This is a genomic window from Bacillus sp. FSL R9-9497, assembly GCF_038005805.1.
GTDB classification, from domain to species: domain Bacteria; phylum Bacillota; class Bacilli; order Bacillales; family Bacillaceae_G; genus Bacillus_A; species Bacillus_A cereus.
Window position 1 is genome coordinate 78498 of the sequence record NZ_JBBOTY010000002.1, and the last position, 15126, is coordinate 93623.

Sequence of the window (15126 nt, forward strand, 5' to 3'; positions counted from 1 at the left end):
TGAATGGATTAACAATATTTGCTAAAATAATATTATAATAATGCGATATACAGCAATTTATATAATAGAAAGATAAAAAATTTACATATCGCTAATTTAACGCTTAGCCGTTGATTAATGGAGTAAGGTAAATAACGAAGTACATTTAATATACAATTCTTTCCGCAGCATAAGATACGTAATTAAGACATTTGATAGAAATAGAGTGCGAATAATGAGAAAGATGCTGACTTGTGGGTTACACTGATCAACTTGAAATGTTATAGGGGTGTACAAGTACTACAGCCAAAAAGTGATCTGTAATGAATATCGAAGAGGCTTACGAAAAGTTATATGTGAGTCAATGTGCGAAGGAAAAGGATAACGTTTATAGGAGGAAGCATGAGGGGGCAATTTAATATATGTAACGGGGGAATAATATTATGAAATTTAATACGAAATTATTAAAGAAATTACTTGTATTAAGTGCAACGTCTGTATCAATTTTCAGTGCCTGCTCTGCAAAGGAAGATGGGGATTACAAGCCATATAAGGAACAAGACTCTATAGAAGTCGCAAAGGTTGAAGAGGAGAAGTCTAATCCCCCTAAGATTGTAGAGAAGAAGTCCACTCTGCCTAAGGTCAAAGAGGATACAGAAGAACCTAAGAAGAAAAAAAGGCTACAACAAGTGGAGGAATCTAAGAATAAAGATGAGGAAATTAATGACAAATATCCGCATTATAAAGATGTACATGAGGACGCATCAACAGTATCACTAGAACAGTATAATCAAATCAAGGTTGGAATGCCTGCGGACAAAGTCATAGAGATAGCAGGAAAGCCTGGATCCAGCGAAACAACTAAATTGTTCTCTATCTATATATATTTAGGTCACGGTGGACACGGTTCGATGACTATAAAGTTTGATTCTAATAGAAATGTAACGAACAAAGAGCAAGATGGTCTTAGCAATACTGCAGTTAAAGATGAGAAGGCTAGCAAAGAACATGAAGACCCTAATCCTGAATCTGTTAAGAAATCTAGTGCTATAATTCCAAACGATTTTTGCGGACATGGACATGACGAAACGAAGGAGCTAGCGCACGACTGTGAAAAAATTACTGATAAGAAGGCATATAGAAGATATCAACTACAACAAAAGAGAGAAGAGCGAAAAAGACAAATTAGGGGCGAAGAACAGGAATTAATTGATTACGATCAGGGGGATGCAGCTTACAAGGAGCAACAGCGTATTTACGAAGAAATACAAGAGTGAGATGAAGAAAAAGAGTGTAAAGTGTAAACTAAAAAAGCTAAATGGTACGAGGAGTATATTTCATAGATAGGAATTTGAATTATTGAAAAATCAAAATATGGAAGAGTAAATAAAAGACGCTAGTTGGCGTCTTTTATTTATCATTATTAGTAAAACTTCACTGGTGATTACTATTAATATTATAATATTTGATCTTGGAATTAACTTATTAGATAATGCTATTGATTGTATAACATCTGACAAATGACTAAAGATAATAAAAAAATTCTTGATACAAAAATCTAAATTGTATAATATATAGGTATATTGTTATTTGTTGAATTCCGTTTATTCCCACGCCTTATGTGTTGTGGTTGAGTTGCAGAAGCAAGTTGTGTTCTTGTTTCAATTTTGAAAGGGCTTCTTTGAGCCGATTAGTGCATATATAGCTTATTTTGTTATGCACATTTTTAATCGACTTGAAGAAGTCCTTTTTATGTTGTTTTCAAGTTGCAGGTGGGATTATTTATGATTCATAACAAAATGAAATAAAATAATGTTTGAATAGTATTAGTAGATCTAAAAGAGTAATCTAAAGAGCCGGATGATATATTGATTGATATAGATAAGTTATTAGGGAGTGCAAATGAAGAACTACGATATAAATCATGTGATGGTAGTTTATACAGGGGAAAAGGAAGAACTAAGTGATATGAATACTTGGAGCTTCCTTTTTTATTGCAATTAGAAATCTGGTAGATGATTATGCATATAAAAATGATTTAGCGGAAAAATTTTATTTAATTTCAATACATAGAAGAAAAAGAAAAAAACAAATTCGTAAAGGGCTAGTTTAAGTACGATTCATTTGAATAATTGAGAGGGGAAATGTATTGGTGAAACGTCTTGTTTCTTGCTGACCAAGGGAATGCAGGATGATTAGTAAGGAGTAAGAGCGTATTACTACTCTCACAAAGGAAATTACATTAGAAAAGGGTCTGTCAGTGTTTACAATTTATTTGTTACATCGGTCTAAAAGAATTTGGATGGAGAAGTAAATGCTAAGTGAGAACATGAATGACATTTCTAGAACTTGAACAATTGTGCTTTTTGTAAATAGTGAAAATCAGAAGTAGAAGAGGCACCAGCGTTAAAGTGGACTGCAAAAGTGACAGAAAGAGAACAAGGATTAACATTATTTATAAAGATATCTAATAAGAAGTGCTATCGGATTTATACAGAAGGAGGGATAATACCAGAAAATATATGAATGTATATAAAATTTGAGGTGAATCCACCTATTTTCTATACATTAGTTGAATCAAATAATATATGACTAGGGAGTGTATAACATCCATTTCCCAGTTAAATTTTCTTAGATAAATAGCATGAAATACAGTATGTTCTCACTCATTTGTATAAGGATAAAATAGCCTTTTATTTTTATGCAAATGAGTGAAACAGAACGATTCACCATATAAGAATATTCGACTATAATGAAACACTGTACGTCATTGTAATATTAAGATGTTTTAAGATTAAAGTGATTATTAGTCATAAAATATGAGTTTCGAGACCTCAGCAAAATATTGCAATGCTTTATATACATGAGATTGTAAAAATTATTTTATTAAAATTACTGGAGGCTGATGAAATATGATAATAGATCATATAAGCAACAATGTAGTAAAAAAATTGGAACAAACGGTGCGCTATGAAAAGAAACAGGTACAGGTATTACGTGTAAGTAAAAGTAGTTCTAATATGCACGCTTACATGATTTTCCCAGAATTCTCAGAGGTTAAAATTTCAAATACTGAACTGGATGAATATATAGAAAATCTATCAACAAGTCTGAAATATGTCATTGATCGCAAGTTAAATCAACAAGAAATTGAAAAACAAAATCATTCTTTCATTATGACGTGCGCAGTTGAGGAAGATGGTGTTATAGATGATGAAACGATTCATTTTAATACGACGTATGTTAAGCCACCTACACTTGCGAGTAAGGTATTTAAGCTAGTGTGTGGTTTAGGAAATCGTTTGAATAGCTTAAAAGAGTTACATATAACAGTATTAAATAATAATATTAATCGAATTGAAATAGAGTTTTATAATGAAAATGAAACATATGTAGCAGTAGAAAAAGAAGAAATTGCAAATGCGATTATGGGGGCATATACAAAAGCCAATATCTATTATTCCGCAGATCTCCGTTATATTGCAGAAGGAAATGAAATCAAATTAAAGAGCATTAAGCCAAAATTAGCGGGTGATGTGTTGTGAAGCGAGAAAAAGGGATGATTGGAGTTTTATGTACATTTGTTTTTATGATCCTAGTACTCATACCTTTACATACAGCTCATGCATCTGTAAAAGTGGATTTTAATGAATTGAAAGGAAATGATGTTTCTTCATCTTTTAACGAAGGATTAAACAATCGAACAAAAACGACAGAGAAAGACGATTCATTTGGGTCATCAATTATACAAAAAGTTGAGGGTATGTATGCACCAGCTTTTAAAGTAGGGGTAAATATCTTTTCTATCTCTTTCATATTAGGTGTTATTGTCATGGTTATGGCGTTAATTACAAAGAATGGTCAATGGATGAAATGGGCAACAGGGAGTATGATTTTCTCGTTCGTTAGTATGATGGCAATGAGATTAAGTGTATATTTCTTATTTAGTTCGGATGTATTTTCGTTTATGAACATTTTTACGGATTTTTTAGACCTGTTTAAAGCAACAGCACTTATTTTTACACCCTTTATGTTAATTGCAGGAATTCGTTTACGAAGAATTCATGAGAGTACAAAACAACCTGAGTATTATCGTTGGTCTAATCGCGTTATAACGGGATCTTGTTTACTATGTATGTTAGCCGTACTGGCTCCATGGTTATTTGCGAATATGTAAAGAAATATATATAGATGCAAAAGGTACTGAATGTTCATTCAGTACCTTTTATCTACCCATCTGATTTTTCCTTTCATATTCTGCAAATATCTCCTCTGATATAGGGGATAATTCGTTCGATTTTTAATCGTTTTTTGTTGTAAAGGATTTCCATTTGTAGAATGAACACTCCTCGTAGTAGAGCTGGTATGCCTACAAAACAGACGAGGAAGATAGAAACTAAAATAATATTTAAATTAGAAATTCATACCTCGTATTTAATAATAACTTAATTTATTTTGATAGGAGTGCTTGTTTTGAAAAGAAATCCAGAATATACCGCTTTACGTAATTCTATCTTGATAGGTTGGCTGCTCACAATTATTGTTATGGGCTTATCTATCTATTTTTCTTCTATTGTATATTTACTAATTGGATGTTTCATTTTGTCATTGAAATATGGATTAATGGGCACTATAAAGAATGTAGAAAAGCGTTTGCCAACCTGGGCTAATTTTGGAGTGATTGAAAAACCAGTGAATCGGAGGGTGACAAGACCGTTTCAATTTCGGGGCGGACTCATTGTTTCATTAGCATTAGGATTCATAGAGATGGTGATAAAAGGTTTATGTATCTCATATTATATTTTAGGATTAGAAACCCATGTATATCGTTTAATGCGTAGAAACACAAGAATGTGAAAAGGGGACTTAAATTATGAAAGTATTAATATTTGAATTAATTCTAATTGTGCTTCTGATACCGATAAACATTATGGTAAAAAAACATGCTCCAAAATGGAAAGGAAGAGCTGGAGAAAAGATGGTAAAACGTATATTAAGAAAATTAGATCACGAAAGGTATTGGGTGTTACATGATGTGGCGGTTCATACAGAGTATGGTGATACAACTCAAATTGACCATATTGTTATTGCAGAAACAGGTATATTTGTTATAGAGACGAAGAACTACGAGGGTTGGATTTATGGAAGTGAGAAGGCAGCAAGATGGACACAAGGTATTTTTAGAAAGAACCACTCTTTTCAGAATCCATTTAGACAAAATTATAAGCACATGAAAACAATTGAATGGGTGATGGAACAACAGCTGCCGTGTATTTCTATTGCAGCGTTTCATCCAAAATGCAGCCTAAAAAGAGTAAATGTTCATTCTAAAGATAAACATGTCCTATATTATAACGATCTAAAAAAATGTATCGAATCCTATATTGATGTGAAATTAACAAAAGACGAGGTCGAGCATATTTACCAGACTATTTTGCAAGCAAATATTACTGATAAGGATACTGAAAATAAACATGTGAAGTATTTACAGAATAAGTTCGCTAAACAATAAGAAACGGAGAAAGGAACAATGTTATATATAATAGGATTTTTGGTAATCATCGTAGTAGTTATTCGTCTTAACGTGAAGTATTACCAGTTAAAAGGTAACCCAAAAGATTTTGTGATGAAAAAGAAGGATTAAGGATTTATTTTAGAAATAGAGGTAATAGAACACATATAGTATTTTAGCCATCATCAAAGGTCATAAGAACCGTTTTACGATCGATAAATACATACATTACTATATTTTATTAATGAATTTAAGTGATAAAATAAATAAAAATAAACAGGAGGTTTAGTTGTGAAAGAAGTGTTAGATGTAGAAACGTATTTAAAGAAAATGAAGAATCAGAAAATAAATTATGATAAAGTATTAAGAAAAATGATTAATGATTGGGAAGCAAGGAACGAAAGACCAAAGGTGTTACTTCATTCATGCTGTGCTCCTTGTAGTACTGCTTCATTGGAATTTCTTGCAGAACATGCAGATATTACGATTTTTTTCTCGAATTCGAATATCCATCCGAAAAGTGAGTACATGCGACGCTCTAATGAACAAAAGATCTTTGTAGAAAAGTTCAATGATCGTACTGGGCACACAGTAGGATTTCTTGAGGATGACTACCGTTCAAATGTATTTTTTAAAATGGTAAAAGAAGAAGGTTTGGCAGAAGAGCCAGAAGGCGGGCTTCGTTGTTCAGCTTGTTTTGATATGAGATTGGATCGTTCAGCTGAGGTAGCACAAGAAAAAGGTTTTGATTACTTTGGGAGTGCCATTACTCTTTCTAAAAATAAAAATAGTCAATTAATAAATGAACTTGGAATCGGTGTGCAAAAAAATTATGATCCGCGTTATTTACCAAGTGATTTCAAAAAAAGTAATGGATATCAACGTTCAATTGAAATGTGTAATGAATATGATGTTTTCCGTCAGTGTTATTGTGGATGTTCATTTGCAGCAGAGAAACAAGGTATAGATTTAAGATCGGTGAACAAAGATGCAATACATTATCTGAAAGAAAATAATCTTAGTTTAAAAAAATAGATTTAATGGAGAGAAATTCGATGTAAGATTAACCTATGATTTACATACGAAACGCATTATGTTTCTAAAGGAAAAACGTAAAAAGCTAAAATAGTTCGGGAATAACTCCTTACTGGTTAAAGTTCTAGAGAAGAAAAAACCAATAAGGAGTGTTTTCTTAATCTCGCATTGCCCCTGCCTCTCGGGAAGTCATTGCTCCTTGTCCTGCTCTTACATCATTTTGAATTTCTTGTTTCACTTTTTGTGCATCTGTTTCAGCAAAATCTGGTTTCATAACAGAACCAGGACTTTTTATAGCTTTTTTACGATCTTGCATACAAACCCTCCTCGATTTAACATTTAACAATCTTAGTATTTACAAAAATACACTCGGTATACTCCGAGTAGTATATTGTTTATTGAAGAAAAAATTGATTACTATAAGGTGGTAGAGGAACATAGGGAATAACAATCTTCCATTAATATCTCTCTCAAAAGTTTAGAGAAATATCTGAGGGGAAAACGCCTTTCTCTCTGTGGAAATATAAAGGAAGAATAGTGTTTTTTAATTTTGGATACAATAGTCTAATTATGCAAATAACCACTTGTTAAGGTTATTAGTAAAAGTGGGATCCAAGAATGACTAAATAGGGAATCTAATAGATGGATATGGAAAAATTTAATTCAATATAATAAAAAACCTTTATTTAAGGCAATTAGACTTGCTTTAAATAAAGGTTCCATCAAAAAATCACTATCAATTGTTAGTTTAAAACCAAATTGAAGTGTATATATTTTATTGGGAAATCGCTTTATAGACATCAAGCAAACCATTACCAAAAAAACTTTTATTAGTAGGGGTATCATTGCTAACTCCATTTTTATAAAGATATCTCACGGCCTTATCTGGATTTTTTTTAAAATTATTTTTATCAATAATTAATGCTAAAGCACCTGACACTTTTGGAGCGGCAAGTGAAACCCCTATAGAGAGAGCATAGCCACCACCAGGGGCAGTAGTTAATATTAGTTCTTTTAACATTAACTTATTTTTTACCCACTGTTCTAAACCATATTGCTGAAATAATCTATTATCTCCTCCAGGTGCAGCAATATCTATAAAACTTTCACCATAATTTGAAAATAAGGAGAGTAATTTAGATGGACCAACAGATGAAACTGTTACTATATTTGGCAACTCAGCAGGAACATCTAATACTTCTCCAGTAAATGTTATCCCAGTATTTTCATTTTTTTTTCTAAAAAAATCATTCATTTCCTGCTTGTTAGTAACATCAAGAGCATCATTACCAGCCGCAGCAACTATAATACTTCCCTTTGATTTAGCATATTTAATGGCTTTTCTATAAGCTTTAATTTCGGATAATTCCTCACTAGATTCACCGTCTGAAGAAGATACTATACCATTGATGAGGTATTCGCCTAAACTTAAATTGATAACATCAACATTATCTTTCGCAGCTTCAACTATGGCTTTAATAACCCAAATAGCCTCACCTGCTCCATTACCAAACACTCTATACATTTTAATTCCAATACCAGGAGCAACCCCTTTCATAAAACCATTAGCTGCAACCTGTCCAGCAGTAAAAGTTCCATGTCCTCTTAGATCTATTAGGCGATTTAATTCACCTGTTTCTTGAGATTCTTGCTCTCTAAATCCACCTTTAGGTACTAAATTTTTAGATCCAGGTGAAATGTTATCTTTTAAATCAGGATGATTTATATCAATGCCTGAATCAATGATACCAACAGTTACATTTTTAGTTCCTGGATATAGTCTATAGCTATCACCATTATGGGTTACTTGTTGCATATCCCATTGATTCTCCCATATTTCATTTAAGGGTAGGGGGGAAGAGACATTGGTTGCTACTTCTCTTGAATTAAACGATTGTAATGACTTATTATATGAATCTATATTAGGATCCGAATGAACAATATTCATTGCTTTTTCGGTAGCTTTCACTTGTATAACACCAATCTCTGGGACACTATAGACTACTTGCATATCATATTTTTGAAACTTACTAGCTAGTTTTTGGTTATTTTCATAATTCTTCAACATTATAGTATAATATTGTGATTTATTTTCAGCATGAACTGTAGTAATAGGTATGAAAGTTCCGGAAATCAAGTTAATTAACAAAAGGAATTTAATTATTTTTTTCATAAAATCACCTCTTGATATATTATGTATAATCCTTAGTTTACTAAATCGTTAATGAAAAGAGATGTTAAGGGAATTAGTGATTTGAAAAATTTATTCACTTTGATATCGATAAAATGTATTTTAGGAATAAGTTCATTAGAGAAGAGAATTAAATAAAAGGGAATGAGTAATTAAATATATAAAGTATTTAATTACTCATTCCTATGATTTCAAATTTAAATTATAAATCTTTTTTTGCATATACTTTCAGAGATATTATCATTGATATAAAACCAATAATAATTGAGATGAAACAAGGCATCCATGTTAGGACAGTTGGTGAGAATGGAAAAATACTTTTGAAATCAATATCACTTGATTGTAGTCCCCTTATAAGAGTAGGAGCAACAAAAGGTATTAAAAAAGCAGTTAAAAGTGATATGATTTTGGTTTTGTCATAACCAAATTTAAACTGAACAGGAAGTAGTACACCAAATAAAATACTTAGAGTTAAAAAAGTTATTCCAAGAGCGCTAGCGCTCAGGCTTTCTATGCCCGATGGTGCGACAACTGAAATGATTATACGGATAATAGCTGCACAAATAAAAATTACAAAAAGAAAAAGGTACTTCGCTTTTACAAATGCGCTTCGTGTGTATGGGGTAGCACAAAGTAAAGCCGCTCCCTTGTACTGATCCTCAAATTTGGATACCGTTCCGAACAAAATATATTCCATCAAAATAACGGTTAAAAGAAAGCTAACAAGACCGCCATCGTTTAATTGTAATTGTGAAGAAAGATAAATAGGAGCTATAGCAGCAAAAACGAGTAAGATTAGAAAATATTTTTTGACTAACAAAAAGTCTTTCATCACTAGGTTAATTAACATGGATGTTCCCCCCAATATATGAAAGCATAATCTCCTCAATAGTTGGTCTTTCTATTAATACATCAGGCATGAGTCGACGTACATCATCTTTTTTATTAGTAATCCCTTCAAATCCATAGTGAGTTTGATGTAAATTTAAAAAAAGAGGTCTTGTTTGTTTATTAATTAAGCGGTTGTCGCCCTTTACCAATGCATGTGTATCTATTAAAACATCTTTTTCATCATTTACTAAAACTTTTCCATCATCAATTAAAATAATCATATCAGCAATTTTATCTAAATCAGATGTAATATGAGTGGAAAAAAATACGCTTTTCCCCGGCTCTTTCATGAAATCAAGGAGAATATCCATTAATTCACTCCGTACTAATGGATCCAAGCCACTTGTTGGTTCATCCATTATTAATAGATCTGCATGATGGGATAGGGCTAATGCAACTGCAAATTTCATTCGCATTCCTTTGGATAGAGTAGAGATTTTTTGTTCTAGATTTAAGTTAAACTTTTTAATATAATTTTGGAAAACTGTTTCATCCCATTCAGTGTAGGATGGAGCAATAACATTTTTCATTTCCTTTACTGTTAATTCATCATAAAAATAGCCCTCGTCTAGCACAATACCAATTTTGTTTTTAGACTTTCTTTCATGCTTATCCATATCTTTTCCTAGAAAATTAATTTTCCCAGAATCTTTTAAAATAAGACCCAAAATCGCTTTAATTGTAGTGGTCTTTCCAGAACCATTTGTACCGATAAATCCTGTTATACAGTCTGTATTAAGTGAAAAGGTAACATCTTTTAACGAAAAATTTCCGTAAGATTTATTTAAATTATTTACTTCTAACACAACATTCATTTTTCATTCTCCTCCTCTAAAATTAAATCTAAAATTGAATGGAGATCATCTGCATGAATACCTATACTACGAGCCATTTGACAAACTTCAGTAAGTTTAACTTCTACCATCCGGCGTTTGGACTCCATTAACAACTCTAAATTTGTAGGAGCTACATAGGTCCCTTTTCCAACCTTTGTAATAATAAAGCCTTCTGTTTCTAATTCTGCATAAACTCTTTTTGTAGTAAGTACACTTACATGTAAGTCGTTAGCAAGTGAGCGGATTGATGGTAATTGTTCACCCTCTTTTAATTCATTGTTAAATATGGATTCCTTAATTTGCTCCTTTATCTGTTGATATAAAGGCAGACTTGATACATTACTTAAGACTATTTTCATTAAACAACCTCTCTATCGATGAGTGTTATGTTATGTAATGCACACCATACACACCATACACAGTTAACATTATAAATTATAAAAAGCAGTTTAACAAGATATACTGCGATTAAATAACTTTTCATAAATAAAATTTTTAGTATCAGTTAATAAAGATATTTGTTATTTTAAATAAACCAAAAAGAAAGTTTTGTAAATATATGTCACAAAATATTAAAGAAACACACACAAAATGTTTGAAATTTTTTGATTGTTTTTATAAAACATAGGGAGTTATACTTTAGTCGCACCACACAATACAGAAAAGGGGGTAGGTCAAATGGAAACACCAGTAGTACAACCAAGGGACTGGACTTGTTGGAGTTGTTTAGTATGTGCAGCATGTTCTGTGGAATTATTAAATTTAGTTACTGCGGCAACAGGGGCTAGTACTGCAAGCTAATATCCTTTCAGAAGTTTTTTGGTTAAAAGCACTAAGAGAATGAGCACTTTTGGTCAAATTAGACTTTCTAGGAGAAAAATAAATAATCAAAAAGGAGATGTTCTAAATGGAAACACCAGTAGTACAACCAAGGGATTGGACTTGTTGGAGTTGCTTAGTATGTGCAGCATGTTCTGTGGAATTATTAAATTTAGTTACTGCGGCAACAGGGGCTAGTACTGCAAGCTAATATCCTTTTAGAAGTTTTTTGGTTAAAGGCACTAAGAGAATGAGCACTTTTGGTCAAATGAATTTTCTAGAAGAAAAATAAATAACCAAAAAGGAGATGTTCTAAATGGAAACACCAGTAGTACAACCAAGGGATTGGACTTGTTGGAGTTGCTTAGTATGTGCAGCATGTTCTGTAGAGTTATTAAATCTAGTTACTGCGGCAACCGGAGCTAGTACTGCAAGTTAAAATTTAAAAATGTGAGAGTGTTTATGGTGAAATTAAATTAGGACTTATTCTAATGACAAACAGTTATGTTAAGAATAAGTCCTATAAATTTATCGAAAACGAGTATGGGATTTTTGTAATACATAAACTAAAAACAAATTTAAATTTTATAGGAGATGATTAAAGTGAATGGCTATTTATTTTGGAAAGAAAAGCTAGAAATAAGAAAATTCACATCAAATTATGAATCTATGTTGGTAGTTCATAAAAACCCAAACGAAAGCGCTCCCACACTCAAAAACGAAAATACATTTACGATAAATAAAACCGCCACTGAAATTATTGAGTTAATTGATGGTACTAAAACATATGGACAAGTTGTATCTTTCTTGTCTTTAAAATACAGTGAAGATCCAATAAGTATTGAAAAGAAATTAAATGCATTTTTAAATAATGTATCCAAAGTTTACAATATGAACATTGGTACGCAAGAAGAACCTATAAATGTACCAGTTAATTTAATTGAAGAACAGACTATATATCCAAAAGTGGCTTCAATTGAAATCACAAACAGATGTAATGTAAGATGTCGTCATTGCTATGGAGATTTTGGAGCAGTAAAGCCAAAAGTAATGAGCTTAGATCAAATAAAATCCTTATTAGATGACTTAAATAATATAGGAGTGAAATTAATTGAACTTACGGGCGGTGATATAACAGTACATCCAAATCTAAAAGAGATATTGTTATATGCACTTAACTTGGATTTTTCTCAAATAACACTGTTGACCAATGGTATAGCTCTTTCTGATAAAGTTATGGACATAATAATAAAAAATAAGTCGAAAACATTTGTGCAAATTGATATGCATAGCTTAGATGATAATTATTTGACTTGGTTCTTTAAAGTTCCTAATACACTTCATAAAATTAAAAATAACATAATGAAATTAGCCGAAAATGATGTTCGTTTGCGGATCGCCACAATAGTTACACATTTGAATGTGCACGAGGTAGAAGATATAGCTGAATGGGTACATAATTTAGGGATTGATAGTATTGGGGTATCTCCAGTAATACCCATGGGAAGAGCCTTAGGATGTAGTGATCTTTATTTAAATGAAGAGGATGTTAAAACATATGGTGAAGCATTGTTGAAAATAAATAAAAAATATCCTAAATTTGTTTCATTATATGAAGGTGCGCGCGCTGAGATTAGGAATTGTGGTGCAATAACATCACATATTGTGATTGCGCCTGATGGTGAAATTAAAATGTGTACTATGCATAGTTTAGATGATTTGAAAAACAGTATAGGTAATGTTTTTGAACAGAATATTAAAGATATTTATGATGAAAAATTCAAATACATTAATGCATTTTTTAACTTACAAGCACCTCAAATGGACTCTGAGGAATGTAAAGAGTGTGAAAATAAACGTTTTTGTAGTACATGCTTCTTAAGAAGCTTTATAAAAGCACAAGAAATTGGCGATAAATGTAAATGGTTTAAAAATCATGTCCCTGAAATAATTAAGGAGCCATTAATGGTAGGGCAAAATTAGTATGATTGGATGAGATGAATATTGTTAAGTTTCTGAGGATAAACCAATATAATTCCATAGATAATGCGTCGGGATAAGGTCTCAAGATATCTATGGAATTATATAAACCTCATTATATTGATTCGTAAATTAATATAATAAATAGACAAAGGAGGAGAAAGAGGGTGAATAAGAAGATAAATAAACAAGATGAAATTCAAATTTCTTATAAAGAGTTATTATTTTTATATCCGTATTTGAAAAATACAAAAACTTTGTTAGCTTTTGGTTTAATTGGGATGGTTATAGCTTCTTTGATTATCGCACCGATACCATATATTATTGGCTACATTATTGATAAAGTTATACTATTAAACAAAAGCTACGATCAATTATTAAAAACAACTCTTATACTCTTATTAATTTATTGTATTAACTATTTAATATCGATAGGTTATGAGTATTTATTTACTCGTGTACAACAAAATGTAGTTAATGAAATTCGATTATCTATGATAAGTAATATTATAGATGCGCCTCTTTCTTATATTAATCAGAAGGAGAAAGGTTACATTCTTAGCAGAATTGCTGAATCTGGTAATGTAAGTGCATTATTTTCTCCAAATTTATTAAGGGTTTTTTCAGGTATATTCGATTTTTTCTTTGCTTTATTTATAATGTTTAATTTAAGTGTTAAACTTACAGGTATCATAGTAATTATTATCCCAATATATTTTATAATATCCAAACATTCTTCTAAAATGATATCAAAAAGTACCACAAACGTATACGAGTCATCGGCAGTATTAAACGCAGAAATGTATGAAACCTTAAATGGAATAGAGGATATAAAATTATTAAACGGTAAAAATATACAAACCAATAAGATTAAGAGTAAATTAAATAATGTAATTAAAAGTGCGCTAAAACAAAGTTTACATTTTATTTTCTTTATGCAAAATTTAATAGTAACAAATAACTTTGTTACAGTAATAGTATTACTGGTATCAGGTATTTTAATTTTACAAAACCAGCTTACTATAGGGGTGTATACTTCATTTTCAATTTATATGGCTAAACTCCTTGCGACTACCCAAGCTTTAGGCAGCTTAGATATAACTCTAAAACCCGTGTGTATTAGTATTAAGAGAATTAAGGAGTTCTTCAATTTAGATGTTGAAAATACACTAGGTACAAATATAATGAAAGAACCAATTAATTCAATAGAATTTAAAGATGTTTGTTTTAAATATAATGGAAATAGTGATTTGATATTTGATCATTTAAACGTGCAAATTGAAAAGGGTGACAAGTTATTAATTGATGGTATAAATGGATCAGGAAAATCTACCTTTATAAAATTATTAACAGGTTTATATCAACCTGAAAGTGGAAAGATATTGATAAATAATATTGACTATAACTTAATACATAAAGAAAGTGTTAGAGATAGAATAGGTATAGTTTCACAAAATATATTTTTGTTTAAAGGAACTATATTAGATAATATATTATATGGACAAACAAATAAAACGAAAGAAGATGTAGTTAAGTTAATGAAAAGGTATCATTTAACATCACATCTCAACAGATTTGAGAATGGATTAGATACTATAATTGTACAAGATGGTTCCAGTGTTTCAGGAGGTCAAGCACAATTCATAGCCTTTTTAAGGGCTATCCTCACAAAAAGGGATATAATAATATTAGATGAAGCAGCATCTAATTTACATATTGATACAAGAAATCTTATGTATGAGATACTTCAAAATTACAATCTTTGTAATATATTAATTATGATTTCACATCAGCAAGATGGCTTGTATTTTCTCAATAAAACATTAGAACTTACACATGGTAATAAAAGAATTGCTTTAAATGGTAGTATGCTTTAATCATCA

16 protein-coding genes and 1 pseudogene are annotated in these 15126 nt (G+C 31.0%); 11 read left to right on the forward strand and 6 right to left on the reverse strand.

Features of this window, described 5'->3' with window-relative positions:
- Positions 1-422: 422 nt before the first annotated feature.
- The 3 genes from MKY21_RS27945 (at position 423) to MKY21_RS27955 (ending at position 4156) form a co-directional block, all read left to right on the forward strand.
- Positions 423-1256 (forward strand): hypothetical protein, encoded by an 834-nt coding sequence (locus tag MKY21_RS27945; RefSeq protein ID WP_341078059.1) that lies wholly within the window; start codon positions 423-425, stop codon positions 1254-1256.
- A gap of 1635 nt (positions 1257-2891) precedes the next feature.
- Positions 2892-3524, forward strand: coding sequence for a hypothetical protein (locus MKY21_RS27950; protein WP_065845656.1), 633 nt, complete (start codon positions 2892-2894; stop codon positions 3522-3524).
- On the forward strand, positions 3521-4156 hold the full coding sequence (locus MKY21_RS27955; protein ID WP_000817900.1) for a hypothetical protein: 636 nt from the start codon (positions 3521-3523) through the stop codon (positions 4154-4156). The genes MKY21_RS27950 and MKY21_RS27955 overlap by 4 nt, the downstream gene beginning before the upstream one ends.
- A 48-nt stretch (positions 4157-4204) precedes the next feature.
- Here MKY21_RS27955 and MKY21_RS27960 read toward each other — a convergent pair.
- A pseudogene (locus tag MKY21_RS27960) lies at positions 4205-4397 on the reverse strand (hypothetical protein); the annotation flags it as partial.
- A gap of 55 nt (positions 4398-4452) precedes the next feature.
- On the opposite strand from MKY21_RS27960, the gene MKY21_RS27965 reads away from it, so the two are divergent.
- The 3 genes from MKY21_RS27965 to MKY21_RS27975 all read left to right on the forward strand — a co-directional run bounded on the left by MKY21_RS27965 (position 4453) and on the right by MKY21_RS27975 (position 6526).
- Positions 4453-4836, forward strand: a complete 384-nt coding sequence (locus tag MKY21_RS27965; RefSeq protein ID WP_097862038.1) for a hypothetical protein — start codon at positions 4453-4455, stop codon at positions 4834-4836.
- Positions 4837-4852: 16 nt separating this feature from the next.
- Positions 4853-5491, forward strand: coding sequence for a nuclease-related domain-containing protein (locus MKY21_RS27970; RefSeq protein ID WP_098327357.1), 639 nt, complete (start codon positions 4853-4855; stop codon positions 5489-5491).
- Between the two features lie 300 nt (positions 5492-5791).
- Positions 5792-6526: an epoxyqueuosine reductase QueH gene (locus MKY21_RS27975; RefSeq protein WP_409194067.1), complete on the forward strand. Its 735-nt coding sequence runs from the start codon at positions 5792-5794 to the stop codon at positions 6524-6526.
- Positions 6527-6683: 157 nt separating this feature from the next.
- Here the strand turns inward: MKY21_RS27975 and MKY21_RS27980 are convergent, their stop codons facing one another.
- The 5 genes from MKY21_RS27980 to MKY21_RS28000 all read right to left on the reverse strand — a co-directional run bounded on the left by MKY21_RS27980 (position 6684) and on the right by MKY21_RS28000 (position 10803).
- Positions 6684-6842, reverse strand: a complete 159-nt coding sequence (locus MKY21_RS27980) for a hypothetical protein (RefSeq protein WP_001153998.1) — start codon at positions 6840-6842, stop codon at positions 6684-6686.
- Positions 6843-7301: 459 nt separating this feature from the next.
- On the reverse strand, positions 7302-8699 hold the full coding sequence (locus MKY21_RS27985) for a S8 family peptidase (protein WP_016090598.1): 1398 nt from the start codon (positions 8697-8699) through the stop codon (positions 7302-7304).
- A gap of 220 nt (positions 8700-8919) precedes the next feature.
- A complete protein-coding gene (locus MKY21_RS27990) occupies positions 8920-9567 on the reverse strand; it encodes an ABC-2 transporter permease (protein ID WP_000906771.1) in 648 nt (215 codons plus the stop codon).
- Positions 9557-10423, reverse strand: a complete 867-nt coding sequence (locus MKY21_RS27995) for an ABC transporter ATP-binding protein (protein WP_001103609.1) — start codon at positions 10421-10423, stop codon at positions 9557-9559. The genes MKY21_RS27990 and MKY21_RS27995 overlap by 11 nt, the downstream gene beginning before the upstream one ends.
- Positions 10420-10803: a GntR family transcriptional regulator gene (locus MKY21_RS28000; RefSeq protein ID WP_000706800.1), complete on the reverse strand. Its 384-nt coding sequence runs from the start codon at positions 10801-10803 to the stop codon at positions 10420-10422. The genes MKY21_RS27995 and MKY21_RS28000 overlap by 4 nt, the downstream gene beginning before the upstream one ends.
- A 319-nt stretch (positions 10804-11122) precedes the next feature.
- Between MKY21_RS28000 and tucA (MKY21_RS28005) the strand changes: the two genes are divergently transcribed.
- From tucA (MKY21_RS28005) to MKY21_RS28025, 5 genes are all read left to right on the forward strand, one after another.
- On the forward strand, positions 11123-11245 hold the full coding sequence (gene tucA / locus MKY21_RS28005) for a subclass IId bacteriocin thuricin17 (RefSeq protein ID WP_000449799.1): 123 nt from the start codon (positions 11123-11125) through the stop codon (positions 11243-11245).
- A gap of 106 nt (positions 11246-11351) precedes the next feature.
- A complete protein-coding gene (gene tucA / locus MKY21_RS28010) occupies positions 11352-11474 on the forward strand; it encodes a subclass IId bacteriocin thuricin17 (RefSeq protein WP_000449799.1) in 123 nt (40 codons plus the stop codon).
- Between the two features lie 105 nt (positions 11475-11579).
- The gene (tucA, locus tag MKY21_RS28015) at positions 11580-11702 is read left to right on the forward strand and encodes a subclass IId bacteriocin thuricin17 (protein ID WP_000449799.1); all 123 of its coding nucleotides are present in this window, start codon (positions 11580-11582) and stop codon (positions 11700-11702) included.
- Positions 11703-11857: 155 nt separating this feature from the next.
- Positions 11858-13246, forward strand: coding sequence for a radical SAM/SPASM domain-containing protein (locus MKY21_RS28020; protein WP_002197114.1), 1389 nt, complete (start codon positions 11858-11860; stop codon positions 13244-13246).
- 164 nt (positions 13247-13410) lie between these two features.
- A complete protein-coding gene (locus tag MKY21_RS28025) occupies positions 13411-15120 on the forward strand; it encodes an ABC transporter ATP-binding protein (protein ID WP_086412018.1) in 1710 nt (569 codons plus the stop codon).
- Positions 15121-15126: the final 6 nt, after the last annotated feature.